A 25,992-nucleotide genomic window follows, 5' to 3' on the forward strand; every position below is an offset into this window, starting at 1 on the left:
GGCGCGGGGCGGGGCCTCAGCGTCCGTCGTAGCCGGCCGTCGGCATCGACAGCCTGCGGTGCACCCGCGCCTTCATCTGCGCGTCGTACGACGGCTCGGCCCGCCCCACCGTCTCCACACGGACCCCTCGCCGCGCGCACTCGGCGGCGAACTCCTCCACCGAGGACAGCGCGCGCTCCAGCACGCGCCTGCTGGGCGCGACGAACACGTCCACTCCGGACCGCACACCGTCCCACAGCGCGCAGTGGTCGAAACGCAGCCCGCCGACGAGAAGTTCCCGCGCGACGACGTAACCGCGTTCCGCGGCCCAGCGCGCGCACATGGCGTGCTGACTGCGGGAGTCCACCAGGAAGGGGTCGGCCTCCAGTTCCTCAAGGGGCGTCAGACTCGCGATGGCGGTGACCCGCACCGGCGCGAGCCCGCCGGAGGCACCCCGTAACTGTCCCATGGCGTCCCCCCACCTCCGGGTTTCGCCAGAGACCCTACCGCTGCCCGTAGGCTTCGGGGGAGTCGCGTGAAGGAGGCGAAGGAGGTACCGGTGGAGATCACCTGGTGGGGGCACGCCACCTGCACACTCGAGGATGCGAACACACGCGTGATCACCGATCCCCTGTTCGCCGCCCGGCTCGCGCACCTGCGGCGCCGCCGGGGCGCGGTACCCCCCGCCGAGGCCCACCGCGCGGACCTGGCACTGGTGTCCCATCTGCACGCCGACCACCTGCATCCGCCCTCGCTGGCCGCGCTCCCCCCGGGCACGCGCCTCCTGGTACCCCGGGGCGCACCACGGGCGGTGCCCGCGCTGCGCCGGCTCGCGCGGCTGCGGATCACCGAGGTGGCACCGGGGGACGAGGTGCGGGTCGGGGACCTGCTGGTCCGGGTGGTGCCCGCACGGCACGACGGGCGCCGGCTGCCGGTCGGCCCGCACCGCTCGCCGGCGCTCGGATACGTCGTCACCGGCGAGGCGCGGACCTACTTCGCCGGGGACACCGGGCTGTTCGACGACATGGCCGAGCAGGTGGGGCCGGTGGACCTGGCGCTGCTGCCGGTGGGCGGCTGGGGACCGTTCCTCGGAGCGGGGCACCTGGACGCGGGGCGGGCGGCGCGGGCACTGGCCCGGCTGGCGCCGCGGGCCGCGGTACCGGTGCACTACGGCACGTACTGGCCGATCGGCATGGACGCCGTGCGCCCGCACGAATTCCACGCGCCCGGTGACGAGTTCGTGCGCCTGGCGGCCGTGACCGCGCCGGAGGTGGCGGTGCACAAGCTGGGGCACGGGGAGCGGCTGCGGCTGGAGGTCGCACGGTGAGATGGCTGCCGGGCGCGGTGACGCTGGCGGCCGCGTCGGCACGGTCCGTGCCGCCGGAGTCCACGCAGCAGGCGCTCGGCTATCCGTCGCTGTTCCTGCTCGTGCTGATCGGGGCGCTGGTCCCGGTGGTGCCGACCGGCGCCCTGGTGAGCACGGCGGCGGTGGTGGCGTTCCATCAGACGGCGCCGTTCTCGCTGCTGCTGGTGTTCGTCACGGCCTCCCTCGCGGCCTTCCTGGGGGACGCGACGCTGTACTGGCTGGGTCGGCGCGGGCTGCGGTCGAAGAACGGCTCGCGCTGGCTGGAGGCGATCCGGTCGCGGACGCCGGAGGAGCGCCTCCGGCAGGCGCAGGGCAAGCTGGCCGAGCACGGGGTCGCGGTGCTGGTGCTGTCCCGGCTCGTCCCGGCGGGCCGGATACCGGTGATGCTGGCCTGCCTGCTGGCCGAGTGGCCGCTGCGGCGGTTCTCCCGGGGCAACCTGCCGGCCTGTCTGGCGTGGGCGCTGACGTACCAGGTGATCGGCATCCTGGGCGGCTCCCTGTTCCCGGAGCCCTGGGAGGGGGTGGCCGCGGCGGTGGCGCTGACAGTGCTGATCAGCGCCGTGCCGGGCGCCGTGCGGCGCCTTCGGCGGGCCGAGCGGTAGCGGCGCGCCCCAGGGCCCGGCTCACTCGAGGACGCGCGAGCCCCCCACCGGGAGGTCCCACAGGTCCTCGCGGTCCAGGCCCGTCTTCTCCCAGGCCGCCCGCACCCGGGTCAGCGGCTCCAGGACGGGTTCGGCCGACAGCACGAACGTGCCCCAGTGCATCGGGGCCATTCTGCGCGCCCCCAGGTCCAGGGTGGCCCGCACCGCCTCCTCCGGGTCGCAGTGGACGTCGCTGAGCCACCAGCGGGGATCGTAGGCGCCGACGGGCATGAGGGCGAGGTCGATCCCCGGGTAGCGGCGGCCTATCCGGGCGAACCAGTGGCCGTAGCCGGTGTCGCCGGCGAAGTAGAGACGCTGCCCGTCCGGGGCGGTGAGGACCCAGCCGCCCCAGAGGCTGTGGCAGGTGTCGGTGAGGGTGCGCTTGGACCAGTGGTGGGCGGGCACGAAGTCGAAGCGGACGCCGGACAGTTCGGCGCCCTCCCACCAGTCCAGCTCGGTGACGCGGGTGAACCGGCGCCGCAGGAACCAGCGGCCGAGACCGGCGGGCACGAACACCGGGGTGCCGCGCGGGAGCCGGTTCAGCGTGGGCGCGTCCAGGTGGTCGTAGTGGTTGTGGCTGATGACGACCGCGTCGACGCGCCGCAGGCTCTCCCAGGGGACGCCGACGGGGGTGATGCGGGCCGGGGTGCCGAGGATACGGCGGGACCAGACGGGGTCGGTGAGCACGGTCAGCCCGCCGGCCCGGACGATCCAGCTCGCGTGTCCCGCCCAGGTGACGGCGAGGGTGCGGGTGCCCACGCTCGGCAGCGGGCCGGGGGCGTACGGGATCCGGGGGATGTCGGCGAGGGCCTCGGGGGCCGGGCGTACGGCCCCCTCGCGGGCGAAGCGGGCGAGGGCCCTGAACCCGGGCAGGGGCGCGGTGAGCCGGTCGTGGAAGGTACGCGGCCACACCCGGTGCTCGCCCAGCGGGCGGGGGTCGGCCAGCGGGGGGAACGGGGGCGCGAGCGCGGACCTGGGCGCGCGTGCGGCGGCCGCGCCGCCCGCTGGTTCCGCCCGGTCCGGCGCGGGCGTGGATGCCTTCGTGGCGGGCGTGGTGGGCCCGCAGGCCGTGGAGGTCGCCGTGGAGGTCGTGGTGGTGGACCGGGGCTCATGCGTCTGCTGCGTCATCGAGGAGGCTCCCGTCGCTGAGCGTCGTCGCGGAGGCCGTCGAAGGCCGACCTCAAGGAGACCAACGCGCGGTGCACGTGTGGCAGTTCCAACGGTGAGGGTGACGTGAGGCATTCCGTGCGTTCCTCGTCGGTGCCGCCCAGCAGCTGCCCCGTGGCGAGCCGTACCCGCAGCTCCCCGAGCCCGTCGCCGAAGCGGTGGCCGCCGGGCGCGGGCATGCCGAGCCGGGCGGTGAGGAAGTCCTCGAGTTCCTGCGCGTCCGTCACGCCCCGGCGGCCGAGCTCCTCGCCCAGCGGCGCGAGGTCGGCGTACAGGTGACGGCCGGCCTGCGGCGGCCGGGCGAGGGCGCCGGCCGCGACGACCGCGGCGTGCGCGGCGGCCGCCACGCGCGCGTGCAGGCGTACGGCGGCCTCGCGGCGCTCCGCGACGGGCGCGGGCTCGTCGAGGGCGTATCCGGCCGCGACGCTCACGGGCGCGGCGACCCGGGCGTCCAGTGCGGTGAGGACGTCGAGCACGCGCGCGTGCAGCCGCTCCCCCGCCGCCCCGGGCGGCACGCGCGCGACGGCTGCGGGCCAGCCGGGCGGCAGCAGGGCGCCGGCCAGGTCGGAGACGACGGTGACCCGGTCGGGAAGCATCTCGGCGGGGCTGAGCAGGACGGTCCCGTGCGGGTCGTGCAGGGTGTCGCGCCACGTCTCGTCGCTGACCAGGTGCAGCCCCTCGGCGACGGCCGCCTCGACGGTCTCGTGCAGCAGTTCGGGCGGGGCGACGGTGGCGGTGGGGTCGTCGGCCACCGACAGCACCAGCAGCCGGGGTTCACCACCCTCGGCACGGACCCGGCGCACGGTCTCCAGCAGGGCGTACGGGTCGGGGACACCGCCGCTCTCGGCAGGGGTCGGCACATGGAACACGGGTCTGCCGAGCAGCCGGGCGTAGGGCGCCCACCAGGCGGCGCAGGGGCGCGGCACCAGCACGTCGCCGCCGTCCCCGGCCAGCGCGGCGGTCACGGCGAGCAGCAGGGCGGGGGCGCCGGGGCCGGCGATCACCCGGTCGGGGACGCAGGACAGCCCGCGCCGGGTCCAGTAGCCGCAGGCCGCCTCCAGCAGGGCCGGCGAACCACCGACCGGCTGGGCCTCGGCGCGGCTCGCGGCGGCGGCGAGCGCGGCGGCGAGTTCCGGCAGGACGGGCAGGCCGTCGCCGGGCAGCGGGGGCCCGTAGCGGACGGGGCCGTGCCCCTCCGGGTCCGTGCGCCGCATGTCCGCCTCCGGGCTGTCGTGGTCGTGGTGCCGTCCGCCGTCCCGTTCCGTGCCCTCCTCCGCCCGGCCGCCCACCGGCCTGCCGGCTCCGGCCGCTCCGGCGGCGCCGGGTGCGGGGGCTCCGGGCCGGCGCGTCCGGTGCCCGCGGATGGTGCCCGCGGATGGTGCCCTCGGCTGGGTGTGTACCCGCCGGGCGGCGCGCCATGGCCGGTGTTCGCGGTCGGTCCCGTCAACGTGCCGGGCCGGCCGGGCGCCGGGCGCCCGGGGGCCGTCGGCGGCCGAGGAGCCGGTAGCCCGCCCCGGCACAGGCGGCGGCGATCAGCGCTCCGCCGGCCGCCAGGGCCGGGACGGAGTCACCGAAGGTGCCTCCCTGCCCCGCCGCCACTCCGTGCCCGACGTGCGCGGGCGTGCAGTCGTCGTCCCCGCCGGACGGGCGGCATCCGTCGCCGCCGCCGTCCTCGCAGGGATCGCTCCCCTCACACTCCTGGTTCTGGCCCTGGCCCTGGTTCTGGCCCTGGCCCTGGCCCTGGCCCTGGTTCTGGCCCGGGGGCTGCAATTGCCCCTGGCCCTGCGCCTGCCCGTCTCCCTCGACCTCGCTCTGCGCCTGCCCCTGCCCCTGCCCCTGCCCGTCTCCCTCGGTCTGGCCCTGCCCCTGCCCGTCTCCCTCGGTCTGGCCCTGCGCCTGCCCCTGCCCCTCTCCCTCGACCTGACCCTCCGTCTGCTCCTGGGTCTGCCCCGACCCCTGCTGCGGCGGCGGAGTCTCGCGCCCCTCCGCGGATGCGCACACCCCTCCCGGGACCGCACCGGTGCCGCCGACGCAGGGCACGGGCACCGGCACCGGCACCGGCACCGGAGCGGGCACGCCGGCCGGTGCCCCGGGCCCCACGGCGCCGGGACTCTCCCCGGCCAGGGGGTCCGCCGACGCGGTGGGCCCGGATATGACGAGCACGGCGCCGGCCAGGACGGCGACGGACAGAGGACGGGCGGTGCGGCGCATGGGGCGGGCTCCTCGGCGAGAACGGCGGTCGTCGGTGGCGGGGCACGGCCGGTGCCCTCCACTGCCATCAGAGCCCGCCAGGCGCCGTGCCGCGCGCGGCCGGACCCCATTCGCGGGACACGGACCGCCGGGCGGGTGACATCGCCCCGCCGCGGCCCGGTCTCCCCTCCCCCGGCAGGTTTTCGGCACCGGCAGCAGGTCACCCGGCAGAGCGGGAAAGGCACCGCGCGAATGCCGGGAGGCCCGTGTCGGCCGTCGGCCGACGGGTACGCGGTGCGGACACCTTCGACCCTCTGGAGGGAGACCATGCAGCGAGGCAGCGACCGGCTGAACGTCCACCGGGACGACGAGATGAAACACGAGCTGCGGGGCCTGCTCAGGTCCGGGCACCCGACGCGCACCGAGGAGTGGCACGACCCGGAGCCGGCCGCGGACGACGACCCCGAGGTGTGGGCCGGACCCGTCGCCCCGGGGCAGGTGGGCGCGTCGCTGGAGACGGTGCGGCTGGAGCTGGCGCGGCACCTGGGGCGGCACGCCTTCCCGGCCGGCGCCGGCGAGCTGGCCCGGGCACTGCGCCGCCGCAACGCCCCCGGCGCCCTGATCGACGCGGTGGCGGGACAGTCCCGCTCGCACCGCTACGAGAACGTGCAGCAACTGGCCGAGGCGCTGGTGGCCTGATGGGCCGGGCCCGGGCGGCGGCGTGCGGAACGGGGCGCCCGGGCCCGGGCCGAGGAGGCCGTTCCCCGTACCGCGGACCGAAAGTGAGAGAGCATGCGTATCGCGTTTCTGGTGGCCCCCGAGGGCGTCGAGCAGGTCGAGCTGACCGAGCCGTGGAAGGCCGCCGCCGACGGCGGGCACGAGCCGGTGCTGGTGTCGACCGCGTCCGGCCGGATCCAGGCGTTCGACCACCTCGACAAGGCGGACACCTTCCCCGTGGACGAGGTGGTGGGTGAGACGCAGGCCGGCGGTTTCGGCGCCCTGGTACTGCCCGGCGGGGTGGCCAATCCCGACTTCCTGCGGATGGACGAGAAGGCCGTCGCCTTCGTGAAGGAGTTCTTCGAACGGGGCCGGCCGGTCGCCGCGATCTGTCACGCCCCGTGGACGCTGGTCGAGGCGGACGTCGTACGGGGCCGGGTGCTGACGTCCTGGCCCAGCCTGCGCACCGACATCCGCAACGCGGGCGGCACCTGGGTGGACGAGCAGGTCAAGATCTGCGACCACGGCTCCAACACACTGGTGACCAGTCGCAAGCCGGACGACCTCAAGGCGTTCTGCGACGCGATCCTGCAGGTGGTGGCCGGTGCGGCGGGCTGATCCCGTCCCCCCGTCGCGAGAGGGCCGGCCCGTGCGGGCCGGCCCTCTCGCGCACGGACGTCCGGATCAGGTGCCCGAGGTGCCCGGAGCCACCGCCTCGCCGCAGCCGCGCTCACGGGCGCCCTCGCGGGTGCGGCCCGCGCTCACCAGGCGGCGCGGGTTGCGGCGCAGGTACTCGCCCTCGAGCTGCGCCATCCGCTCGTTGTGGGCCCGCAGCGCGTCGTTGGAGCCGTACAGCAGGGTGTCGTGACGCGTGCGGTGGATCGTCTCCAGCTCCTTCATGAGCTGCTGGTCGTCCAGTCGGCTGGGCTCGACTCCGGTCATGGTGGTGCCCCGCTCGTCGTGTCGTGTCTGCGGCTCGCGTTCCTGCATCCACTGTACGAACATCCCGCTCCCCGGGCCTGTCTGGCACCTGGCGCCAAGACGTGGCACTGCCCTGCGCCCGGGCCTGGTACGCGCCGGTCAAGGTTCGCCCCGTCGCGCGAACCTTGACCGGCGCGGCCCCGGGGGTGTCGTTCGGATCAGCTCGGGGCCGCGACGCCCGGCACGGCACCTCGCCGCGACGTCGGATCAGCCGAGTACGCCCCGTACGCGGCGGATCCTCCGCCCTGCGAGGCCCCGCACCGGACGCCGCGGCCCGATCCGACCTGGCCCGAACGGCACCCCCTAGCGGGCGCGTTCCACCCGCCGCTCGTCCCAGACCGGCTCGGAGGTCTCGCGGACGCGGCCGTCGCTGCCGAAGACCAGGAAGCGGTCGAAGGAGCGGGCGAACCAGCGGTCGTGGGTGACCGCGAGGACGGTGCCCTCGAAGGCCTCCAGCCCCTCCTGGAGGGCTTCGGCGGACTCCAGGTCGAGGTTGTCGGTGGGCTCGTCCAGCAGCAGGGCGGTGACGCCTTCCAGTTCCAGCAGCAGGATCTGGAAGCGGGCCTGCTGGCCGCCGGAGAGCCGGTCGAAGGACTGCTCGGCCTGGCCGGTCAGCTCGTAGCGGCGCAGCCGGGACATGGCCGCGCCCCGGTCCTGGGCGTGCTCCTTCCACAGGATGTCCAGCAGGGTGCGGCCGACGAGTTCGGGGTGGGCGTGGGTCTGCGCGAAGTGGCCGGGCACGACCCGGGCACCGAGCTTCCACTCCCCCGTGTGCGCCACCTCCTGCCCGGCCAGCAGCCGCAGGAAGTGCGACTTGCCGGAGCCGTTGGAGCCGAGCACGGCGACCCGTTCGCCGTAGAAGACCTCCAGGTCGAACGGCTTCATCAGACCGGTCAGCTCGAGGCCCGCGCAGGTGACCGCGCGCACGCCGGTACGGCCGCCCTTCAGGCGCATGGTGATGTCCTGCTCGCGCGGCGGCTCCGGCGGCGGTCCGGCCTCCTCGAACTTGCGCAGCCTGGTCTGGGCCGCCTGGTAGCGGGAGGCCATCTCGTGGCTGACGGACGCGGCCTGGCGGAGATTGATCACGAGCTTCTTGAGCTGGGCGTGCTTCTCGTCCCAGCGCCGGCGCAGTTCCTCGAAGCGGGCGAAGCGCTCGCGGCGCGCCTGGTGGTAGGTGGCGAAGCCGCCGCCGTGCACCCAGGCGTCGGCGCCGGCCGGGCCCGGTTCCACGGAGACGATCCGCTCGGCCGCGCGGGCGAGGAGTTCCCGGTCGTGGGAGACGAACAGCACCGTCTTGCGGGTCTCCCGTAGCTGCTGCTCCAGCCAGCGCTTGCCGGGCACGTCGAGGTAGTTGTCCGGCTCGTCGAGCAGCAGCACCTCGTCCGTGCCGCGCAGCAGTGCCTCCAGGACGAGGCGCTTCTGCTCACCGCCGGAGAGGGTGCGCACCTGGCGCCACTGGGCCCGTTCGTAGGGCATGCCGAGGGCCGCGGTGGTGCACATGTCCCACAGGGTCTCGGCCTCGTAGCCGCGTGCCTCGGCCCAGTCGGCGAGGGCCTGCGCGTAGCCGAGCTGGGCGGCCTCGTCGTCGACGGTCATGATGGCGTGCTCGGCCCGGTCCACGGCCCGCGCCGCCTCCCGGACACGGGGCGGGGCGACGGAGACGAGCAGGTCGCGCACGGTCGTCTCGTCCCGCACGGAGCCGACGAACTGACGCATCACGCCGAGGCCGCCGCTGACGGTCACCGTTCCGCCGTGCGGTTTCAGCTCGCCGGAGACCAGCCGGAGCAGGGTCGTCTTGCCGGCGCCGTTGGGGCCGACCAGGGCGACGGCCGCACCCTCGCCCACCCGGAAGGAGACATCGCCGAGCAGCGTCCTGCCGTCGGGGAGGTGGTACTCGAGGTGCGCGGCTTCCAGATGTCCCATGAGGAGGCATTCTGTGGGCCGCCCGGGGGCGGGGGCAAACCGTTATCCGGGGCGACGGATTTCCCGTTGCGGCAGGGCTCGGCCGACGTCGAGAAGGCGCGCCCAGAGATGGTCCGACTGGCGGGTGACGCGCATCGCCCGCGGGTTCCTGAGCATCCACCGCAGGGGTTCGTCGCGCGGCCGGCCGGCCGCCACGACGGTCTTGGTCGGGTCGAAGTCGATCAGCAGTCCCCACGGGGCGCGGTACGCGACCGGGTTCGACGCCTCCAGGGCTTCCACGACGAGCGTTCCGGCACGGTCCGCGGTCGGGGACCAGGGCAGTCGGACGCTGGCGACGCGTCCGAGCGGCATCCTCCGGTCTGTCCCCCGTCCCGCCGCGCCGGGCCGCCGCGGCGTCTCCGAGCAGCGGGAACACGGGGGCGCGGCTCGCCTTCGAGACCCGCTCCGCAAGGGCGGGGACGCCGGCGGGACGTCCCCGCACGCGCTCTCGGGCGGACCGGTGAGAGCGGTCCGGTGACCGGCGTGTCCGGGCACAAGAAGCGGGCGCTTCAGGGTAACCGGACCCCATGAGCCCAGACCTCGACCTCACTGTCCCGAGGCCCCGCCTCCGCACCCTGTCCAAGCTGCTCGAGTACGACTGCCGGCTGTTCGAGCTGGCGGCCGGCCGGCACTGGCCCGGCGCCGAGCGGGTGCTGCCCCGGCTCAGCCGGAGCGCGAACCACGGGGTGTTGTGGTTCGCGACGGCCGCCGCGATCGCGGCGAGCCGTTCGCCGCGGGCCCGGCGGGCCGCGACCCGGGGGGTGGCCTCCCTGAGCGTGGCCTCCCTGGTCATCAACACCCTGGGCAAGCGGTCGGTGCGCCGGGCCCGGCCGGTGCTGGACCCGGTGCCGCTGTCGCGGCAGCTCAAGCGGCAGCCGATCACCACCTCCTTCCCCTCCGGCCACGCCGCCTCGGCGGCCGCCTTCGCCACCGGGGTCGCCCTGGAGTCGCCGCGGTGGGGTGCGGCGGTCGCGCCGGTGGCGTTCTCCGTGGCCATGTCGCGCGTGTACACGGGCGTGCACTATCCGAGTGACGTACTGGCGGGGGCCGCGCTGGGCGCGGGCGCCGCGCTGGCGGTGCGGGGCCTGGTCCCGACCCGAACCCAGGCCGCGCCGGCGCCGCGACCCCGGACCGGGGCACCGGCGCTGCCCGACGGCGAAGGCCTGGTGCTGGTCGCCAACCGCGCCTCGGGCACCTCCGACCGGGTGCGGGTGCTGCACGAGGCGCTGCCCGGGGCGGAGATCGTGGAGTGCGCCCCCGAGGACGTGCGGGCGGAACTGGAGAAGGCCGCGGCGCGGGCGCGGGTGCTGGGGGTGTGCGGGGGCGACGGAACGGTGAACACGGCGGCCGGGGTGGCCCTGCGGCGCGGTCTGCCGCTGGCGGTGCTGCCCGGGGGCACGCTCAACCACTTCGCCTACGACCTGGGGGTGGAGGACGAACGGACCCTGGCCGACGCCGTACGGGCGGGCGAGGCGGTCCGGGTGGACGTCGGCCGGTTCGCGGCGGGCGATCACGAGGGCCTCTTCCTGAACACCTTCAGCCTCGGTGTCTATCCGGAGCTGGTGCGCGAGCGGGAGCGGTGGTCGCCCCGGATCGGCGGCTGGCCGGCCGGGATGCTCGGCGCGGCGAAGGTGCTGCGCGCCGACCGGCACCCGCTGACGGTGGAACTGCGCGGCAGGCGCCACCCGCTGTGGCTGCTGTTCGTGGGCAACGGCGTCTACCACCGGATGGGTCTCGCTCCCGGGCGCCGGACCGACCTGGCGGACGGACGGCTGGACGTGCGGGTGGTGCACGGCACACGCAGGCCCGCGCTGCGGCTGCTCGCGGCCGCCGCGGCCGGACCGCTCACCCGGTCACCGGCCCATGCGGCGGTCCAGGTGAACCGGCTGCGGCTGACCGGCCTCGCCCCCGGGACGCCCCTGGCGTACGACGGCGAGGTGGTCGAGGTGGGCGGGGACGTGCTGGTGGAGAAGGTCCCCGAGGCGCTGACGGTGTACCGGCCGCTGTCCTGACCACCCGGCCGACCGCCGGAGCCGAGCGACGTCCACATTGCGAAACGCGGGTCTCACCATCCGGCATGGGCGCGTACCGTTCGGCGTACCGCGCGACGGGGCGCCGGCCCCACCGCCGGTGACGTCGACCAGGGGCGAAGGGACACAGCCATGCCGAAGGCACAGGAGACCGCCGTCTACACGCACGGGCACCACGAGTCGGTGCTGCGGTCGCACACCTGGCGGACCGCCGCCAACTCCGCGGCCTACCTGCTCGACGTGCTGGAACCCCGGATGCGGATCCTGGACATCGGCTGCGGTCCCGGCACCATCACCGCCGACCTGGCCGCGCTGGTCCCCGAAGGGCACGTCACCGGCGCCGACCGGGCCCCCGCGATCCTGGAGCGGGCCCGGGCGACCGCCGAGGCACGCGGCCTGACCAACGCGGACTTCACGGTGGCCGACGTCCACGCGCTGGACTTCCCCGACGACACGTTCTGCGTGGTCCACGCCCACCAGGTGCTCCAGCACGTCGGCGATCCGGTGGCGGCGCTGCGCGAGATGCACCGGGTGACCAGGCCCGGCGGGTACATCGCGGTACGCGACGCCGACTACGCGGCGATGACCTGGTACCCGGCGCTGCCGGGCCTGGACGACTGGCTGGACCTGTACGAGGCGGTCGCCCGGGCCAACGGCGGCGAGCCGGACGCCGGCCGGCGGCTGCGGGCCTGGGCACTGGCCGCGGGACTGTCGGACGTCACGGCGACCTCCAGCACCTGGACGTTCGCCACCCCCGAGGAGCGGGCCTGGTGGAGCGGGCTGTGGGCCGACCGCACGGTGGATTCGGACTACGCGGACCGGGCCGTGCGGGGCGGGCACGCCACGCCCGAGCGGCTGCGGGCGGCGTCGGCGGCCTGGCGGGACTGGGGCCGGCGGGAGGACGCCTGGTTCGGTGTCCTGCACGGCGAGATCCTGTGCCGCAAAGCGGCCTGACCGCGGCCCCGGGGAAACCCCGGGGCCGTCCGGCTCGTCCGGCTCACTGACGGGGCAGCAGCGGCCCCAGCGGGCCGAGGTCCAGGTTGAGGTCCTCGGGCCGCAGCCCGTAGCGGTCCCGCAGCTCGGCCATCCGCTCCTCCAGGAGCATCAGGGTGAGCCCGATCCGCTCCTCCTGGTCCTCGGTCAGCTCGCCGGTGTCGAAACGTCGCACCGCCTGCCGTTCCATGAGCTGGCGCAGCAGTTCCACCACGGTCAGCACCAGTTTGACCAGGTCGCGTTCGACCGTGTCGGGCTCCAGGTCGAGCCGGTTGCGGGAGGTCACTGCAACTCCTCGAAGGGTGAGGGCACCGACTCGTTCACGGAGCTGATCAGCGCGTTGAGATCGATGCGGACGAGATCGACGTCGGCTATCCGCAGCGTCAGGTCCCCGGTGATGACGACCCCGCCCGCCAGCAGCCGGTCGAGCAGGTCCACGAGTGCGATCTCACGTCGCTCGACGACGGTCACGCTTCCTCCCCACTGAACGAGTAGGCGGCCCAGGGTCCGGTGAGTTCCACCCGGATACCGGGGGTCTCGTCCTTCGTGCGGTCCACCAGCTCCACGAACTCCTCGCAGGCCGCGCGCGGCACCAGGTAGGCCGCGTTGAGCACGTTCTGCCCCGACGCCCCGGACAGCGCGGGATTCTGGGCGGGATGCATCCGGAAGTCCTCGGAGTGCCGGCTGAGCCGGTCGTGCAGGGATCGCGCCAACGACTCCGCCCGCTGCCACCTCTCCTCGTGCGCCTCGCTGTGCCGCCGGCGGCTGCGCAGATAGTCACGGCCGCTGGCGGGCTTCGCCGCCGCCGCGGCGGCGGGCTCGGCGGGTTCGGGCTCCACGAACACCTTCACGCCCCATTCCACCCGGCCCTCGAGCCGGTCCAGGGCGCGCCGGAAGTCGTCCTCGCGGGCCTCGATCATGGCCCGGATGCCGCTGTCGTCCCGGAAGACGGTCGCGAGGCGCAGCGGCAGCGGGGTGGTGACCGTGCTGAGCGCGGCGATCACGCCCTGGTGGGCGCGGGCGGTCGCGCTCAGCCAGTCCAGGTCCTCGAGCCGGGCGCGCAGCGCCTGCTCACCGAAGTCCGCCTCCGGAACCGTGCTGACGACCGCGACCAGTCCGTGGTGGTGCAGCAGCGCCGGCGGGGCGCCCCCGATACCGGTCAGCTCGGCCTGCAGCGGCGCGTCCAGCGGGCGGCAGACGGCGTAGACGTAGCGCAGTGCGCTCATGAGGTCTCCTCCTCCGTCGGCACGCTGCCGGGTGCCAGTTCCTGGAGCCGCTCCAGCCGCTCCCTGAGCTCGGCGTTCTCCTTGGCCAGCTCGTTCCGGCGGGCGCTGGAGGACAGCGCGGGATCGGTCTCCCACCAGTCGATACCCATCTCCTTGGCTTTGTCGACCGAGGCGACGACGAGCCGGAGCTTGATGGTGAGGAGCTCGATGTCGAGCAGGTTGATCTTGATGTCGCCCGCGATGACGACACCCTTGTCGAGCACACGCTCCAGGATGTCGGCGAGGTTGGCCCCGCTTCCGCTCTGGCCGTAGGGCTCGGGGAATCGGCCGGCGGTCGTCATCGACGGCTCCCGCCTCCGGAGTGCTCGGGCTCCTCTTCGAACTCGGGCTCCTCCTCGTACTCCCCGTACTCATCCTCGTACTCCTCGGGCTCCTCCCCCTGCTCCTCCTCGTAGGGGCCCTCCTCCTCGTCCTCGTACTGCTCCTCCTCGGGCTCCTCCTCGTACTCGTCCTCGAAGTCTTCGTCGTCCTCGGCGGCGGGCTCCTCGCCCTCTTCGCGCTCCTGGGGCTCCTGCGTCCCCTCCGCCTCCTCCTGCTCGGACTCCTCCTCGGCCACCGCGTCCTCGTGGCTGCGGACGACCTCGCCGTCGCGGATCTCCCCGCGCCAGCCGTCCTCGGCCTCGCCCTTGAGCGTGATGAACCGGGCGAAGTTCTTGAAGTCGAGCCGGACCCGGCGGCCCTGGGCACGCCAGATGTTGCCCGTCTTCTCGAAGAGGCCGCTCGGGTAGTACTCCATGACCAGCAGGACGCGAGTCAGGTTCTCGTCGAGCCAGTGGAAGCTCACGACGCCCTTCGTGGTGCCCTTGGCGCCCTCCGACTGCCACTGGATCTTGTAGTCGGGCACCTGCTCGACCGTGTGGGCCTTCCAGCTCCGGCTGGACCAGAAGACCTTGGCCTGCCAGTCGGAGCTCGTGTCGTCGGCGCGGCTCGCGCTCTTGACGCCCTTGGCGAAGGTGCTGAAGTCCTGGTACTGGGTCCACTGGTCGTAGGCGGTGCGCACCGGCACACCGACGTCGACGGACTCGACGATGACCGTCGGCTTGTTGCCACCGCCCTTGCGCTTCTTGCCCTTGCCGCCCCCCAGGCCCTTCAGCTTGTCCATGACGGTGTCCTTGGCGTGCGAGGCGCCGAGTTCCAGCGCGGAGCGCAGCGGCCCCTTGCCCTCGGCGACCTTGCGGCCGGCGTCCAGGGCGAGCTTGGCGAAGCCCGGGCTGTTGCCCTCGGCGATGTCGGTGAGCCTGCCCGTGGTCTCGCCGAGCTTGCGGCCGACGCCGACCAGCAGTTTCTGAGCCTGGGCACTCAGGTAGTCCTGCACCTCCGCCTTGAGCCGGTCCGCCGCCTCACTGTGCGCCAGATCGGTCAGGGGGTTGCTCGTGGCGGTTTTGCCCGCGGTCTCGCCGGCGGCCGAGGCCGCGGATCCGATGGATTCGGTCATCGGTCATCGCCGCCCTTCGACTGCCGGGACCGGCTGCTGCCACGGCCGCCGCCCGCGGCCGTCTTCTTCGCGGCCGTCCGGCCGGCCGTGCTCTTCGCCGCGGTCTTCTTCGCGGGCGCCTTCTTCGCGGGCGCCTTCTTCGCCGCGGCCTTCTTCGCGGGCGCCTCGCGACGCGGCTGCTCGTCCTCCTGGTCCGCGGAGTCCTCGTGGGCTCCTTCGTCCTGCTCCTCGTACTCCTCCGGCTCCTCGGCCTCGGAGCCGTTGCCGGACGCCACGCCGGAGAGCTGGTCGCGCACCGCGCTGGTACGGCCGTGCAACCGGTCGGCGAGTGCGCTCATCTGCCGCTCGGCCATGGCCCCGGTGGCGGCCTTGCCGACGCCGCGCAGATCCTGGCGGAGCTGGTCCCCGATCTCCTTGAACTGCGGGTTGTGGCGAAGCTGCTGGCCCAGCAGGTCCGCCAGGGCCCGCGGAGTGAGGTTCAGCTTCTTGCCGGCCACCACGGACCCGACCGCGAGGGCCAGTTTGAGTTTCTTGGTGCGCCCCAGAAGGTAGCCGGCCCCTATGGCGAGGCCCAGTCCCGTTCGATTCATCACGTCGTCCTGTTGCCAGTGGTTTCGCCGGAGCGCAGAGCGGTCTCCAGCCGGTCGAGGAGTTCGTCCTCGCGGCGGTCGAACTCCTCCTCGGTGATCTCGCCCGCCTCCAGTTCCTCCTCCAGGCGGGCGAGTTCGGCACGTACCGTGGCGGGGTCGTAGTAGATGCGCTCCGCTTCGTCGAGCACCTGCCTGATCGCCCATCCGGCGCCGCGTACCGGTGCGAACGGCACCAGCAGCACCTCGCTGATCAGTCCCACGGTCGTCCCTCCTTCCGTCCGGGCCGGGCCGCCGTTACCGCGCTGCGGCGTCGGCGCCGGCCGTGCTGTCCGCGGGTGCGGCCGGACCGGGCTCCACGAAGCTGTATGGCGGGAGCGGGCCGTTGATCCGCACATCGAGATGCGGGTGGTCGGCGCGGACCTGCTCCACCGCCGCCAGGAACTCCTCGGCCGTGTCCCGGGCCACCAGGTACGACAGGTTGACCAGCCAGCCGGTCGACTCGGGGCCCACGCTCACGGCGGCACCGACCGCTTCCAGCGCGCCGCGCACCTCGGCCGCGTCCTCGGCCTCCTTGGCCTTGACGGCGGACGCGACCATCTCACCGAGCCGGATCTTGTCGTCGTAACTGCCGCCGCCGGAGGACCGGTTGGCCTCGGCCAGGGAGCGCAATTCGGCGTTCTCGGCCATCACCCGGTGCAGCACGGCCTCTTCGACGTGCGTGGCCTTGACGTTGTACTCGACCTTGCCGTCCAGTTCCCGCAGTCGCTCCTGGTAGTGCTGGGCGCGTTCGCCGAGCACCTGGGTGACGGAGTCGTCGTCGGGGGCGACGCTGCCGAAGCGCATCGGCAGGATGCAGCCGGCCGCACCGGTCTCGGCGAGCACGTTCTGGTGCGCGAGCAGGTCGCGGCGCTTGGGCCGCAGTCCCTCGGGCGCGTCACTGACCACGGCCGCCAGATCGCCCGCCGTCAGCACGCGCACCGGCAGCGCCGGGTCGCCGACGCCGGACATCCCCTCGGGAAGCGCCGGGTGCGAGCGGGCGGTGATGCCGTAGACGTAGGTGCTCACTCCGACTCCTCCTTGCGCCGGGCCGCGGTCTTGCGGGCACGCGGCCGGGACTCCCGCTGGCCTTCCTGCCCCTCTTCACGGGCCTGCTTGAAGGCGCCGGATATGGTCTCCGCGGCTCCCGACAGGGCGCCCTTGCTCTTGCCGCGCGCACCGGACTCGGTGACCTCGCCGACGATCTCGGGCAGGCCGGGGCTCTTGTTCGGGCCCGACTCCAGGTCGAGGCGGTTGCACGCCTCGGCGAAGCGAAGGTAGGTGTCGACGCTGGCCACGACGACTCGGACGTCGATCTTCAGGATCTCGATGCCGACCAGGGAGACACGGACGAACGCGTCGATCACGAGCCCCCTGTCCAGAACGAGTTCCAGTACGTCGTAGAGGCCGCTGCTGCCGCCTCCGCCGCCGCTCTGCTGTGCCGGTACAACGGTCATGCCGGCCATTCCTCCTCATTGGTGTTCGGACAAACGGTGCGCCGGTGGATTCCGGACACGGAGGACGGGGCCTAGCGGCCACGTGCGTCCGACCGTCCGCGTTCGTATCGGCGGACGCGGCGGTAGCCCGTGAGCTGCCCGTCCGTGTCCAGCTCCACCAGGTAACTCGCCATCAGGCTCATGGTGTCCGGGACCCGTTCGAGTTCGAGTACCTCCACCTCGAGCGACCATCCGGCCTCGGTCTGCTCGAAGGAGGACACCGACTCCGGCCGCAGCCCGGTCAGCTCGGCGAGCTGGGCGCGTGCCTCGCGCAGCACTTCCATGGGACGCGGCCGTCGGCCGGTGGCCCCGCCCTGCGGCGCGTCGTCGTCCTCCTGGGACGAGTTCTGCTTTTGCTGTGAATCCTGCGACTGCTGCGTGCTCTTTGTGTTCGTCATGGCCACCTCTCCCCTGCGTTTGGCCACTCATCCCTTGACCAAACATGCCGGGGGTGGGCGTTCTCTGAGCCGCAGGTCACACCCGCTGACGCGGGCTCGGAACCGGCCGGGCGGCCCGTTGCCGGCCCGCCGGTTCCGGCAGGTGGGGCCGGGCGGGATCCGGGGCGTGCCGTCGGCCGGGCAGCACGGTCCTCAGGTGCCGCCCCGCGGGCCGCGGTGGGGCGGTCGGCGTACGCGGCCTCGGCGACTCTGCAACGCGAGGCGCGAGCCGGCCCGCCTCCTCCAGGCCGTGGCGGCTGCCCGGCGGGACGTCGAGGTGCCGCCCGCGGGGCCTGGGTCGTCGGCCCCGTGGTCAGGCCCAACCCGCCCGGCGGCCGGCTCGGCATGCCGGCCGTCGGTCGCCCCGAGGCCGGCGAAGGCGAGAGCTCCGGGGGCGGCCGGATGCGTCTGACACCGGCCGGACGCAGGTCGAGGACAGGCCGGTCGGGATGGTACGGCCGCCCGACGCGCACCGGGCGGCGGGGCGCCCATGCCCTCCGCCGCCCGGGCGGACCCCTCGTACCGTCCGCGCGTCGTCGCCGCTCAGCCCACGATCGCCTCCTCGACCAGCAGCTTCGCCGCGGCCGCGATGCCCGCGGCGTCGATACCGGCCGCGTTGAGCTGCTCGTCGGGTGCGGCCGAACCCGGCATCGTGCGCACCGCGAGCCTGACCAGCCGGGGCACGGGCCTGCCGTCCGCGAACGCCTCGGCGACGGCGTCGCCGAGGCCGCCCTCCTCGTGGTGGTCCTCGACGGTGAGCAGGCAGCCGGTCTCCTCGCCGGCCCGGCGCAGGGTCTCGCTGTCGACGGGCTTGACGGAGTACAGGTCGATCACCCGGACCTGGATGCCGTCCTGGGCGAGCCGGTCGGCGGCCGCCAGGGCCTCGTGGACGGTGACCCCGGCCGCGACGACGGTCAGCCGGTCCCGCTCCCCGGAGCGCAGCACCTTGCTGCCGCCGACCGGGAATTCCTCCTCGGGGCCGTAGATCACCGGGCTCTTGCCGCGCGAGGTGCGCAGGTAGCGAACGCCGTCGAGGCCGGCCATGGCGGCGATCAGCCTGGCGGTCTGGTTGGCGTCGCACGGGTAGAGCACGGTCGAGCCGTACACGGACCGGAACATCGCCAGGTCCTCCAGGCCCATCTGCGACGGCCCGTCCTGCCCGATCGCCACACCGGCGTGCGAGCCGACCAGGTTGATCCCGCTGCCGCTGATGGAGGCCATGCGGACGAAGTCGTGGGCGCGGGTGAGGAACGCCGCGAACGTCGAGGCGTACGGCACCCAGCCGCGGGCCGCCATGCCGACGGCGGTGGCGACGAGCTGCTGTTCGGCGATGTAGCACTCGAAGAAGCGGTCGGGGTGCTCCTTGGCGAACACCTCGGTGCGGGTGGAGTCGCCCACCTCGCCGTCCAGTGCGACGACGTCGCCCCGGGCGGTGCCGAGCGCGGCGAGGGCCTTGCCGAAGGCGTCCCGGGTGGCCACCTCCTCGCCCTTGTCGTACCGCGGCAGCCGGACCACCTCGGTGTTGAGGGAGCGGAGCGTCGCGGCGGCGGCCGGCTCACCGACCTGGACGTGCAGCTCGCGCGGTCCGCCCAGCTCGGCGATGGCCTCCTCGGCCTCGGGCAGCGGCTTGCCGTGCAGGCCCTCGCGGTCCTCGACGGAGGCGACGCCCTTGCCCTTGAGGGTGCGGGCGAGGATCACCGTGGGCTGTCCGGTCGTCGACAGCGCCTCACCGTACGCGCGGTCGATCGCGTCGACGTCATGGCCGTCGATCTCGATGGTGTGCCAGCCGAAGGCCTGGAAGCGGCGGGCGTAGGCGTCCAGGTCGTGGCCGTGCCGGGTGGGGCCGCGCTGGCCCAGCCGGTTGACGTCGACGACGGCCACGAGGTTGTCCAGGTTCTCGTACGCGGCGTGCTCGGCCGCCTCCCAGACGGAGCCCTCGGCCAGTTCGCTGTCCCCGCACAGCACCCACACGCGGAAGCCGGTGCGGTCCAGCCGCTGCCCGGCGAGCGCGATGCCCACGCCGACCGGCAGGCCCTGGCCGAGCGAGCCGGTGGCGGTCTCCACCCACGGCAGCCGGCGCGGGGTCGGGTGCCCCTCCAGGCGGCTGCCGAGCTTGCGGAAGGTCAGCAGCTCACCGTCATCGAGGGCACCGGCCGCCTTGTACGCGGCGTACAGCAGCGGCGAGGCGTGGCCCTTGGAGAGCACGAAGCGGTCGTTGGCGGGGTGATCGGGGCGTTCGAAGTCGTAGCGCAGGTGCTTGGCGAGCAGGACGGCCAGCAGGTCGGCGGCGGACATCGACGAGGTGGGGTGCCCGGAGCCGGCCGCGGCGGCCGCCCGCACGCTGTCCACGCGCAACTGCTGGCCCAGTTCGGCGAGTTCTTCGGAGTTCATGAATCTCCTTCTGCTGGTTCGGGTGGCTCCGGGCGGGCCGCGGGAGCCGCGGGGCGGGCGCGCCGGACCGGGCCGGGAGCGGGATGGTCGGTGGGCTGTGCGGTCGCGGGCCGCTCCGCCGCGGGGGTTTCCGCCGTCCGGAGGGCGTCGGTTCCGCCGCCGTCGCCGTCGGGTGCGCCGTCGCCCGGCCGGCCGGGGCCGCCGGGTACCCGGGCCAGCTCGGGGGATGCCGTGTCCAGTGGGACCGACCAGGATCGTACGAGGCCCAACTGCACGGTCTGGCGGGGAAGTACGGCGTCCAGCAGCCAGTCGGCGGCGACGCGCAGGCGGTTGCCGGGCAGGGCGGCCAGGTGGTAGCCGCGGGTGACCGCGCCGGCCGGCGGACCGGACAGCGGGACGCCGAGCGGATTGGCGGCGGCCCGCACACCGCCGAGGTCCACGGCGAAGCCCAGGTCGCGGTGGCGGTAGGCGCGCCGGCGCCGGCCGAGGCCGAGCGAGGAGGCCGCGTTCTCACCGGCGACCCTGCCCTGCCGCCAGGCGTGCTGGGCGGTCATCGGGGTGAACTCGCCGGGCCGCTCCAGGTCCGGCACGGCCGCCGCGTCCCCGCAGGCGAACACCTCGGGGCGGCCGGGCACCTGGAGGTACGGATCGACGATGAGCCGGCCCCGCTCCAGCGGCTGCCCGACGGCCTCGATCAGCGGATCCGGCCGGACGCCGACGCACCAGACGAGGGTCCGGGCCGCCACGAACGTACCGTCGGTGAGCAGGACGCCGTCATGGGTGGCCTCCTTCACGGAGGTGCCCGTGCGGACGTCGACACCGCGTGCCCGCAGCACCCGGTCGGCGGTGCGGGAGAGCCGTTCGTCCAGCTCGGGCAGGACACGGGGCGCCGTGTCCAGCAGGATCCAGCGGGGCCGGTCCGCTCCGGGCAGGTCACGGCGGGCCAGGCGGTCGGTGAGCATCCGCGTCTGCGCGGCCACCTCGGTGCCGGTGTAGCCCGCGCCGACCACCACGAAGGTGCACCGGGCGGCGCGGACCCCGGGGTCCTGCTCCGTCGCGGCGAGCTCCACCTGCCGGGTCACGTGGTCGCGCAGGTACAGCGCCTCGGGCAGCCCGCGGAACCCGTGCGCGTGCTCGGCGACGCCGGGGACGGGCAACAGCTTGTTGACGCTGCCGACGGCGAGCACCAGCCGGTCGTAGCGAAGGGTTCCGGCGCCGTCCTCGGGGTCCCGGTAGTGGACGGTGCGCCGGTCGAGGTCGACACGGCCGGCCTCCCCGAGCACCACCCGCACACCGCGCAGGGTGCCGGGCAGCGAGACGGCGACCCTGCGGGCCTCCAGGACTCCGGCGGCAACCTGGGGCAGCAGCGGCAGGTACAGGAAGTAGTCGGTCGGGTTGAGCAGGGTGATCAGGGCACGGCCGCGGGTGAGCCGGGCGAGGGTGCGGGCGGCCCGGTACCCGGCGAAGCCCGCGCCGACGATCACGACACGAGGTCGACTCACAGGTGTCCTCCCGGCGGTGTGGCGCCCTCCAGGCCTTCCGCGTAACCGGGGCCGCCGCACCCAAACGCCGTCCGGGTCACCCGGACGCCGCCGCGCCCGGGTTCGGCCCCGTCCGACGGCGCCGGCCCGACCCGGGCCCCGGGCCCGGTGTCGAGCCGCCCGCCCGGCCGTGCGGAGGCGCCGGCCCGGCCCGGTACACGGGCGTCACCCGGCCCGCGGGACGCGCGGTACGGGCGCCGGACGGGCCGGCCGTGGCGCCGCCCGCCGGCGCGGCCCTGGCGGCGGGTGGGCGGGGGTCAGGTCAGGCCCTGTGGTGGGGCATGTCGTCCGGCGGCGGCGGGGCCTCGGTGGGCATCGGGGGGTAGGGGGTGCCGGGGTGGGTGGCGCCCGCCACCCGGGCGGCGGCGGAGCCCTGCCCGTGTCTCGGATGGGCGGCTCCGCGCAGCAGGTGGGCGAGGGCGCCCAGGATCGCGGCGGTGATCAGTGCGGCCGCCCAGCCCGGCAGGCCCACGGCCAGGGCGAGGCCCACCGCGAGCGCGAGGGCGCCTCCCGCGTACAGGGCGACGGCGCCCGAGGCGGCGTAGAGCATGGCGGTGCGTCGTTGCCTGCGGCTCTGCTCGCGCAGTTCGTCGCGTACCGTCTCGCGTGCCACCTGTGCCAGTTCCTCGACGAGGTGCTTGTCCAGATGTTCCAGGTGATCCAAACGGTCCATGCCCTACGCCTACCCCTCGGGCCCGAGCCGTAACGGCATCGCCCGGGCCCCGCCGGGGCTCGGCCCGTGCCGGCCCGGGCGTGCCAACCAGTGCCGCGTCAGCCAGGGTTCGCCCCGTCGCGACACGGCACTAGGCTCGTGCGCATGGAGATTCTGGGCGCCACACTGCGTATCTGCGTCGACGACCTCGACACCGCGATCCCCTTCTACGAACGGCTGGCGGACGGCCGGGCGCTCCGGTTCGAACGCGGCGGGGTCCAGGTGGCCGCGATCGGCTCCTTTCTCCTGATGAGCGGCCCGGAGGCGGAGCTGGAGGTGCTGCGGAAGGTGACGGCGACGATCGCCGTCGAGGACGTGACCGAGGCGCACCGGCTGCTGACCGACCTGGGCGCCCGGGTCATCGCCGGACCGCTGCCGACCCCGGCGGGGCGGAACCTGCTGGCGATGCATCCGGACGGCTCGATCTTCGAGTACGTCGACCAGAGCGGCTGAGCCGGCCGCCCGCTCGGCCGGCGTCCGGCCGCATCCGGATGGCTCGTCCGGTTCGCACCGGACCTCCCGCGGCCGGGCGGCGGGTTCAGCCCCCGGTGCGCATCTCGGTGGTCAGCGCCCAGCGTTCGTGGTCGCGCCAGGCACCGTCGATGAAGATCATGGCCGGTGAGAAACCCTCCAGGCGGAAGCCGGCCCCGCGGGCCAGCGCGATGGATGCGGCGTTGTCCGGCTGGACGTTGATCTCGAGCCGGTGCAGTCCGAGAGCCCCGAACGCGTAGCCGATCACCAGGTCGAGGCCCGCGCGCATCAGTCCCCGGCCGGCCGCGTGGGCGAAGGCGCCGTAGCCGAGGGCGCCGCACTGGAAGCCGCCCCGGACGATGTTGTTGATGTTGATGAACCCGGCGATGTCCCCGCTGTCCTGCTCGCACACCAGGAATCCTGCCCTGGCCGGGTCCTCCAGGAGCGCCCCGGCGTAGGTCTCGTATCCCTCGTCGGTGTCCGGCGGGAACAGCCACGGCCGGTGGAGGTCCTTGCTCTCCCTGGCCCGGGCGGTGAACTCGGGGCCGTCCCCGAGGGTGAAGGCCCGGATGCCCACGCGGGGGCCGGAGGCGAGGTAGTGGGCTGCGGTGTGCGGCATCCGGCCAGCCTACGCGCCACCGGCCGGGACCTCGCAGCGCACTGTTCCGCCCACCGGACCGGGACGGGTCAGCGCAGCGCGGGCTCGTCCAGCGTCAAGGTGCCCGCATCCGCGTCGAGTTCGGCCGTCACTCCGAACGGCACCGTCAACGCGCCGTCGCAGTGCCCGAATCCGATCTCCTCGACGACCGGCACCCCGAGTCCGCCGAGCCGGTCGGCCAGGACCGCGCGCAGTTCGGGGTACGGTCCACAGTCGCGCCAGGAGCCGAGGCCGATCCCGGCGACGCCGTCCAGCCAGCCGGAACGCAGGAGCTGGGTCAGCAGCCGGTCCACACGGTACGGCTGCTCCCCCACGTCCTCGAGCAGCAGCAGCCCGTCACGGGCTCCGGGGCGGGCCAGGGGCGTGCCGAGGTCGCTGGCGAGCATGCTGAGACAGCCGCCGAGGGTCACCCCGCGGGCCCGCCCGGGTGCCAGGGCGGGGCGGCCCGAGGCGAGGGTGCGGACCGTCTCCGGCGCGAACAGGGTGGCCCGCAGATGCTCCTGTGTCCGGGCGTTCTTGATGAAGTCGACGCCCGCGGCGGCCGGCCCGTGCAGGGTGACCAGGCCGAGCCGGGTGGCGAACGCCTGGTGCAGCACGGTGATGTCGCTGAACCCGGCGAACACCTTCGGCCCGGCCGCGCGCATCGCCTCCCAGTCGAGCAGATCGACCATGCGCTGGGCGCCGTAACCGCCGCGGGCGCACAGCACGGCGTCCACGGCGGGGTCGCACCAGGCGTGCTGCAGGTCGGCCGCCCGGTCGGTGTCGGTGCCCGCCAGATGGCCCAGCTCCCCGTGCCGGTCCAGCACATGGGGCGCGACCACCGGGTCGAGGTCCCACCCGCGCAGCACGTCGAGGCCGGCCTGGAGCCGCTCCTCGGGCACCGGCCCGCTGGGCGCGACGACGGCCACCCGGGCGCCGGGGGCCAGTCGGTCCGGCCGGTGCAGCGCGCTCATGTGCCCAGCTCCAGCTTCGGCACGGCGGGGGTGGGGTCGAACCCGAACACCCGGGCGTACAGAGCCAGTTCGGCCTCCAGGGCACGCACCATGGTGTCGGCCCGCCGGAAGCCGTGCCCCTCCCCCTCGAAGGTGAGGTAGGCGTGCGGCACTCCCCGGCCCGCGATGGCGGCGAGCAGCCGCTCGCACTGGGCGGGCGGGCAGATCACGTCGTCGAGGCCCTGGAGCAGCAGGAACGGCGCGGTCAGCCGGTCGGCGTGGGTGGTGGGCGAGCGTTCGGCGTACCGTTCGGGAACCTCGGCGAGCGGGCCGATCAGCGACTCCAGGTAGTGCGACTCGAAGTCGTGGGTCTCCCCCGGACCCCAGGTGGCGAGGTCCAGTACGGGGTAGCTGATCGTGCCGCAGGCGTACACGTCCGTCCCGGTCAGGGAGGCGGCGCTGGTCCAGCCGCCCGCGCTGCCGCCCCGGATGGCGAGCCGCCCGCGGTCGGCGGTGCCCTCCTCCGCCAGGGCCAGGGCGACGGCGGCGCAGTCCTCGACGTCCACCACGCCCCACTGCTCGCGCAGCCGCTCGCGGTAGGCACGGCCGTATCCGGTGGAGCCGCCGTAGTCGACCTCGGCGACCCCGATGCCGCGCGAGGTGAAGTAGGCGATCTCCAGGTCGAGTACGCACGGCACCCGGCCGGTGGGACCGCCGTGCGCCCGGATGACGTAGGGCGGCAGTTCACCGTCGGGGGCGGTGCGGCCGGGGTGGTGCGGCGGATGGATGTGGGCGTGCACCTCACGGCCGCCGGGACCGGTGAAGACACGGGTCTCGGGCTCCGGGTAGTACGCGGGGTCCACGGCGTCCCGGTGGCGGGCGCCGATGGGCCGGGCACGTCCGGTCCGGGTGTCCAGTTCCACCACTTCGGGCCCGGTGCGCGGGCCGGCCCCGACCGCGACGACCCGTTCGCCGTGGGCCGCGAGGGTGGATCCGAACTCGGTCCACGGACCGGCGGCGTCCACGACCTCGCCGGACTCGGGGTCCAGTATCCCCAGTACGGCGGCGCCGCGGCCGTGCACGACCGCGATCAGTCCGTTGTCCAGCGGCGCGAACCAGTTCAGGCCGAGCTTCCACAGCGGCCCCGCGAACTCCTCCTCGCGCGGGCACAGCGGGGTGCCGTCGCGGTAGAGGTTCCACCAGCCGTCGCGGTCGCCGACGTACAGCAGGGCGCCGTCGGCGGCCCATTCGACCTGCGCGACGGACTCCTCGGGGCCGCCGGCGACGGTGCGGACCGTGTGCAGGGTGCCGTCGTCTCCGACCTCGCCGACGAGCAGTTCCGTGCCGTCCCACGGCATCCGCGGATGGTCCCAGGCCAGCCAGGCCGCCCGGCGGCCGTCGGGCGAGAGCCGGGGACCGGTGACGAACCGGTGCCGTTCCGGGACGAGTTCCCGTACCGCGGCCCGGTCGCCGACGGCCGAGCCGTCCAGCGGTACGGCGGCCAGGACGCGGCGCACGTCGTCCGGTCCGTCGCCGGTGAACTCCTCCAGCACGCACCAGACTTCGCCGCGGGCAAGGTCCACCCGCGGCTCCGCCCAGCGCAGTCCGCCCGCCACCGGTGGCAGCGGGGTGAGCGGGCGGGGCTCGCCGCCGGGCTCGTACCGGTACAGGCGCTGGTCGGCGAAGTGCGTGAACACCACCAGGGGTGCCCCGTCCCGGACCGCTCCGGTCCACGGCCGCCCGCCGTACTCGATGACCCGGGTGCGCACGTTCCACGGCGCGGGCAGCACCGGCTCCTCGGCGCCCTCGGCCGTGCGCCGCACCAGGGCGCGGCGGCCGCCCTCGGCGGGCCGGGGCTCGGTCCACCAGACCTCGTCGCCGACGAAGCCCACCCACTCCGGCTGCCCGTCGTGCGCCGCGGCCAGCGCCGCGTCGACCGGCGAGGGCCAGGAACCGTACGGCTGCTCCATGTGGTCCCCCA

30 protein-coding genes are annotated in these 25,992 nt (G+C 74.6%); 7 read left to right on the forward strand and 23 right to left on the reverse strand.

Annotation, left to right across the window (positions count from 1 at the left end; genetic code table 11):
- Window positions 1–16: 16 nt before the first annotated feature.
- A complete protein-coding gene (locus MXD57_RS06325) occupies window positions 17–448 on the reverse strand; it encodes a hypothetical protein (protein WP_250400300.1) in 432 nt (143 codons plus the stop codon).
- A gap of 66 nt (window positions 449–514) precedes the next feature.
- Between MXD57_RS06325 and MXD57_RS06330 the strand changes: the two genes are divergently transcribed.
- Window positions 515–1,306: an MBL fold metallo-hydrolase gene (locus tag MXD57_RS06330; protein WP_250400301.1), complete on the forward strand. Its 792-nt coding sequence runs from the start codon at window positions 515–517 to the stop codon at window positions 1,304–1,306.
- Entirely contained in the window at window positions 1,303–1,947 is a 645-nt protein-coding gene (locus MXD57_RS06335; RefSeq protein WP_250400302.1) for a DedA family protein, read from the forward strand. Before MXD57_RS06330 ends, MXD57_RS06335 begins: the two co-directional genes overlap by 4 nt.
- A gap of 21 nt (window positions 1,948–1,968) precedes the next feature.
- Here the strand turns inward: MXD57_RS06335 and MXD57_RS06340 are convergent, their stop codons facing one another.
- From MXD57_RS06340 to MXD57_RS06350, 3 genes are all read right to left on the reverse strand, one after another.
- Complete coding sequence (locus MXD57_RS06340) at window positions 1,969–3,114, reverse strand: MBL fold metallo-hydrolase (RefSeq protein ID WP_250400303.1); 1,146 nt, start codon at window positions 3,112–3,114, stop codon at window positions 1,969–1,971.
- A complete protein-coding gene (locus tag MXD57_RS06345) occupies window positions 3,111–4,367 on the reverse strand; it encodes an aminotransferase class I/II-fold pyridoxal phosphate-dependent enzyme (protein WP_250400420.1) in 1,257 nt (418 codons plus the stop codon). Before MXD57_RS06345 ends, MXD57_RS06340 begins: the two co-directional genes overlap by 4 nt.
- 229 nt (window positions 4,368–4,596) lie before the next feature.
- Window positions 4,597–5,364 (reverse strand): hypothetical protein, encoded by a 768-nt coding sequence (locus tag MXD57_RS06350; RefSeq protein WP_250400304.1) that lies wholly within the window; start codon window positions 5,362–5,364, stop codon window positions 4,597–4,599.
- Window positions 5,365–5,670: 306 nt separating this feature from the next.
- On the opposite strand from MXD57_RS06350, the gene MXD57_RS06355 reads away from it, so the two are divergent.
- Both MXD57_RS06355 and MXD57_RS06360 read left to right on the forward strand, forming a co-directional pair.
- Window positions 5,671–6,042: a DUF2795 domain-containing protein gene (locus tag MXD57_RS06355; protein ID WP_250400305.1), complete on the forward strand. Its 372-nt coding sequence runs from the start codon at window positions 5,671–5,673 to the stop codon at window positions 6,040–6,042.
- Window positions 6,043–6,135: 93 nt separating this feature from the next.
- Window positions 6,136–6,678, forward strand: coding sequence for a type 1 glutamine amidotransferase domain-containing protein (locus MXD57_RS06360; protein ID WP_250400306.1), 543 nt, complete (start codon window positions 6,136–6,138; stop codon window positions 6,676–6,678).
- Between the two features lie 66 nt (window positions 6,679–6,744).
- On the opposite strand, the gene MXD57_RS06365 is transcribed toward MXD57_RS06360, so the two are convergent.
- The 3 genes from MXD57_RS06365 to MXD57_RS06375 form a co-directional block, all read right to left on the reverse strand.
- The gene (locus MXD57_RS06365; RefSeq protein ID WP_250400307.1) at window positions 6,745–7,065 is read right to left on the reverse strand and encodes a DUF6158 family protein; all 321 of its coding nucleotides are present in this window, start codon (window positions 7,063–7,065) and stop codon (window positions 6,745–6,747) included.
- Window positions 7,066–7,344: 279 nt separating this feature from the next.
- A complete protein-coding gene (locus tag MXD57_RS06370) occupies window positions 7,345–8,964 on the reverse strand; it encodes an ABC-F family ATP-binding cassette domain-containing protein (protein WP_250400308.1) in 1,620 nt (539 codons plus the stop codon).
- 42 nt (window positions 8,965–9,006) lie between these two features.
- On the reverse strand, window positions 9,007–9,315 hold the full coding sequence (locus tag MXD57_RS06375) for a hypothetical protein (protein WP_250400309.1): 309 nt from the start codon (window positions 9,313–9,315) through the stop codon (window positions 9,007–9,009).
- A 215-nt stretch (window positions 9,316–9,530) separates the two neighbouring features.
- On the opposite strand from MXD57_RS06375, the gene MXD57_RS06380 reads away from it, so the two are divergent.
- A complete protein-coding gene (locus MXD57_RS06380) occupies window positions 9,531–11,015 on the forward strand; it encodes a bifunctional phosphatase PAP2/diacylglycerol kinase family protein (RefSeq protein ID WP_250400310.1) in 1,485 nt (494 codons plus the stop codon).
- A gap of 150 nt (window positions 11,016–11,165) precedes the next feature.
- Entirely contained in the window at window positions 11,166–11,987 is an 822-nt protein-coding gene (locus tag MXD57_RS06385) for a class I SAM-dependent methyltransferase (RefSeq protein WP_250400311.1), read from the forward strand.
- A 43-nt stretch (window positions 11,988–12,030) separates the two neighbouring features.
- Here the strand turns inward: MXD57_RS06385 and MXD57_RS06390 are convergent, their stop codons facing one another.
- The 13 genes from MXD57_RS06390 to MXD57_RS06450 form a co-directional block, all read right to left on the reverse strand.
- Window positions 12,031–12,312 carry a gas vesicle protein K gene (locus MXD57_RS06390; protein ID WP_250400312.1) on the reverse strand — a complete coding sequence of 94 codons (282 nt, stop codon included), beginning with the start codon at window positions 12,310–12,312 and terminating at the stop codon, window positions 12,031–12,033.
- Window positions 12,309–12,497: a gas vesicle protein gene (locus MXD57_RS06395; RefSeq protein WP_250400313.1), complete on the reverse strand. Its 189-nt coding sequence runs from the start codon at window positions 12,495–12,497 to the stop codon at window positions 12,309–12,311. The genes MXD57_RS06390 and MXD57_RS06395 overlap by 4 nt, the downstream gene beginning before the upstream one ends.
- On the reverse strand, window positions 12,494–13,252 hold the full coding sequence (locus tag MXD57_RS06400; protein ID WP_250400314.1) for a GvpL/GvpF family gas vesicle protein: 759 nt from the start codon (window positions 13,250–13,252) through the stop codon (window positions 12,494–12,496). Before MXD57_RS06400 ends, MXD57_RS06395 begins: the two co-directional genes overlap by 4 nt.
- Complete coding sequence (locus tag MXD57_RS06405) at window positions 13,249–13,593, reverse strand: gas vesicle protein (RefSeq protein ID WP_250400315.1); 345 nt, start codon at window positions 13,591–13,593, stop codon at window positions 13,249–13,251. Before MXD57_RS06405 ends, MXD57_RS06400 begins: the two co-directional genes overlap by 4 nt.
- Entirely contained in the window at window positions 13,590–14,747 is a 1,158-nt protein-coding gene (locus MXD57_RS06410) for an SRPBCC family protein (RefSeq protein ID WP_250400316.1), read from the reverse strand. Before MXD57_RS06410 ends, MXD57_RS06405 begins: the two co-directional genes overlap by 4 nt.
- A complete protein-coding gene (locus MXD57_RS06415) occupies window positions 14,744–15,337 on the reverse strand; it encodes a DNA primase (RefSeq protein WP_250400317.1) in 594 nt (197 codons plus the stop codon). The genes MXD57_RS06410 and MXD57_RS06415 overlap by 4 nt, the downstream gene beginning before the upstream one ends.
- Window positions 15,337–15,597, reverse strand: a complete 261-nt coding sequence (locus tag MXD57_RS06420) for a gas vesicle protein GvpG (RefSeq protein WP_250400318.1) — start codon at window positions 15,595–15,597, stop codon at window positions 15,337–15,339. Before MXD57_RS06420 ends, MXD57_RS06415 begins: the two co-directional genes overlap by 1 nt.
- Before the next feature lie 34 nt (window positions 15,598–15,631).
- Complete coding sequence (locus MXD57_RS06425; protein WP_250400319.1) at window positions 15,632–16,402, reverse strand: GvpL/GvpF family gas vesicle protein; 771 nt, start codon at window positions 16,400–16,402, stop codon at window positions 15,632–15,634.
- Window positions 16,399–16,830, reverse strand: coding sequence for a gas vesicle structural protein GvpA (locus tag MXD57_RS06430; RefSeq protein ID WP_250400320.1), 432 nt, complete (start codon window positions 16,828–16,830; stop codon window positions 16,399–16,401). The genes MXD57_RS06425 and MXD57_RS06430 overlap by 4 nt, the downstream gene beginning before the upstream one ends.
- Before the next feature lie 71 nt (window positions 16,831–16,901).
- The gene (locus MXD57_RS06435; protein ID WP_250400321.1) at window positions 16,902–17,267 is read right to left on the reverse strand and encodes a gas vesicle protein GvpO; all 366 of its coding nucleotides are present in this window, start codon (window positions 17,265–17,267) and stop codon (window positions 16,902–16,904) included.
- Window positions 17,268–17,849: 582 nt separating this feature from the next.
- Window positions 17,850–19,697 carry a transketolase gene (locus MXD57_RS06440; RefSeq protein WP_250400322.1) on the reverse strand — a complete coding sequence of 616 codons (1,848 nt, stop codon included), beginning with the start codon at window positions 19,695–19,697 and terminating at the stop codon, window positions 17,850–17,852.
- Window positions 19,694–21,199: an NAD(P)/FAD-dependent oxidoreductase gene (locus tag MXD57_RS06445; RefSeq protein WP_250400323.1), complete on the reverse strand. Its 1,506-nt coding sequence runs from the start codon at window positions 21,197–21,199 to the stop codon at window positions 19,694–19,696. The genes MXD57_RS06440 and MXD57_RS06445 overlap by 4 nt, the downstream gene beginning before the upstream one ends.
- Before the next feature lie 301 nt (window positions 21,200–21,500).
- Window positions 21,501–21,911, reverse strand: coding sequence for a phage holin family protein (locus MXD57_RS06450; RefSeq protein ID WP_250400324.1), 411 nt, complete (start codon window positions 21,909–21,911; stop codon window positions 21,501–21,503).
- 144 nt (window positions 21,912–22,055) lie between these two features.
- Between MXD57_RS06450 and MXD57_RS06455 the strand changes: the two genes are divergently transcribed.
- Entirely contained in the window at window positions 22,056–22,403 is a 348-nt protein-coding gene (locus MXD57_RS06455) for a VOC family protein (protein ID WP_250400325.1), read from the forward strand.
- Window positions 22,404–22,488: 85 nt separating this feature from the next.
- Here the strand turns inward: MXD57_RS06455 and MXD57_RS06460 are convergent, their stop codons facing one another.
- From MXD57_RS06460 to MXD57_RS06470, 3 genes are all read right to left on the reverse strand, one after another.
- Window positions 22,489–23,040: a GNAT family N-acetyltransferase gene (locus tag MXD57_RS06460; protein WP_250400326.1), complete on the reverse strand. Its 552-nt coding sequence runs from the start codon at window positions 23,038–23,040 to the stop codon at window positions 22,489–22,491.
- A gap of 68 nt (window positions 23,041–23,108) precedes the next feature.
- Window positions 23,109–24,032 carry a S66 peptidase family protein gene (locus MXD57_RS06465; RefSeq protein WP_250400327.1) on the reverse strand — a complete coding sequence of 308 codons (924 nt, stop codon included), beginning with the start codon at window positions 24,030–24,032 and terminating at the stop codon, window positions 23,109–23,111.
- On the reverse strand, window positions 24,029–25,981 hold the full coding sequence (locus MXD57_RS06470) for a S9 family peptidase (RefSeq protein WP_374114660.1): 1,953 nt from the start codon (window positions 25,979–25,981) through the stop codon (window positions 24,029–24,031). Before MXD57_RS06470 ends, MXD57_RS06465 begins: the two co-directional genes overlap by 4 nt.
- Window positions 25,982–25,992: the final 11 nt, after the last annotated feature.

Origin of the sequence: Streptomyces cellostaticus (genome assembly GCF_023630175.1) — a bacterium.
In the GTDB taxonomy this organism is placed as follows: domain Bacteria; phylum Actinomycetota; class Actinomycetes; order Streptomycetales; family Streptomycetaceae; genus Streptomyces; species Streptomyces cellostaticus_A.

Bases quoted from the DNA above. Each gene is read 5' to 3' on its own strand.
- MXD57_RS06325 (WP_250400300.1), bottom strand. From the start codon at position 448: ATGGGACAGTTACGGGGTGCCTCCGGCGGGCTCGCGCCGGTGCGGGTC.
- MXD57_RS06340 (WP_250400303.1), bottom strand. From the start codon at position 3,114: ATGACGCAGCAGACGCATGAGCCCCGGTCCACCACCACGACCTCCACG.
- MXD57_RS06345 (WP_250400420.1), bottom strand. From the start codon at position 4,367: ATGCGGCGCACGGACCCGGAGGGGCACGGCCCCGTCCGCTACGGGCCC.
- MXD57_RS06350 (WP_250400304.1), bottom strand. From the start codon at position 5,364: ATGCGCCGCACCGCCCGTCCTCTGTCCGTCGCCGTCCTGGCCGGCGCC.
- MXD57_RS06355 (WP_250400305.1), top strand. From the start codon at position 5,671: ATGCAGCGAGGCAGCGACCGGCTGAACGTCCACCGGGACGACGAGATG.
- MXD57_RS06360 (WP_250400306.1), top strand. From the start codon at position 6,136: ATGCGTATCGCGTTTCTGGTGGCCCCCGAGGGCGTCGAGCAGGTCGAG.
- MXD57_RS06365 (WP_250400307.1), bottom strand. From the start codon at position 7,065: ATGTTCGTACAGTGGATGCAGGAACGCGAGCCGCAGACACGACACGAC.
- MXD57_RS06370 (WP_250400308.1), bottom strand. From the start codon at position 8,964: ATGGGACATCTGGAAGCCGCGCACCTCGAGTACCACCTCCCCGACGGC.
- MXD57_RS06375 (WP_250400309.1), bottom strand. From the start codon at position 9,315: ATGCCGCTCGGACGCGTCGCCAGCGTCCGACTGCCCTGGTCCCCGACC.
- MXD57_RS06380 (WP_250400310.1), top strand. From the start codon at position 9,531: ATGAGCCCAGACCTCGACCTCACTGTCCCGAGGCCCCGCCTCCGCACC.
- MXD57_RS06385 (WP_250400311.1), top strand. From the start codon at position 11,166: ATGCCGAAGGCACAGGAGACCGCCGTCTACACGCACGGGCACCACGAG.
- MXD57_RS06400 (WP_250400314.1), bottom strand. From the start codon at position 13,252: ATGAGCGCACTGCGCTACGTCTACGCCGTCTGCCGCCCGCTGGACGCG.
- MXD57_RS06405 (WP_250400315.1), bottom strand. From the start codon at position 13,593: ATGACGACCGCCGGCCGATTCCCCGAGCCCTACGGCCAGAGCGGAAGC.
- MXD57_RS06410 (WP_250400316.1), bottom strand. From the start codon at position 14,747: ATGACCGAATCCATCGGATCCGCGGCCTCGGCCGCCGGCGAGACCGCG.
- MXD57_RS06415 (WP_250400317.1), bottom strand. From the start codon at position 15,337: ATGAATCGAACGGGACTGGGCCTCGCCATAGGGGCCGGCTACCTTCTG.
- MXD57_RS06430 (WP_250400320.1), bottom strand. From the start codon at position 16,830: ATGACCGTTGTACCGGCACAGCAGAGCGGCGGCGGAGGCGGCAGCAGC.
- MXD57_RS06435 (WP_250400321.1), bottom strand. From the start codon at position 17,267: ATGACGAACACAAAGAGCACGCAGCAGTCGCAGGATTCACAGCAAAAG.
- MXD57_RS06440 (WP_250400322.1), bottom strand. From the start codon at position 19,697: ATGAACTCCGAAGAACTCGCCGAACTGGGCCAGCAGTTGCGCGTGGAC.
- MXD57_RS06450 (WP_250400324.1), bottom strand. From the start codon at position 21,911: ATGGACCGTTTGGATCACCTGGAACATCTGGACAAGCACCTCGTCGAG.
- MXD57_RS06455 (WP_250400325.1), top strand. From the start codon at position 22,056: ATGGAGATTCTGGGCGCCACACTGCGTATCTGCGTCGACGACCTCGAC.
- MXD57_RS06460 (WP_250400326.1), bottom strand. From the start codon at position 23,040: ATGCCGCACACCGCAGCCCACTACCTCGCCTCCGGCCCCCGCGTGGGC.
- MXD57_RS06465 (WP_250400327.1), bottom strand. From the start codon at position 24,032: ATGAGCGCGCTGCACCGGCCGGACCGACTGGCCCCCGGCGCCCGGGTG.
- MXD57_RS06470 (WP_374114660.1), bottom strand. From the start codon at position 25,981: ATGGAGCAGCCGTACGGTTCCTGGCCCTCGCCGGTCGACGCGGCGCTG.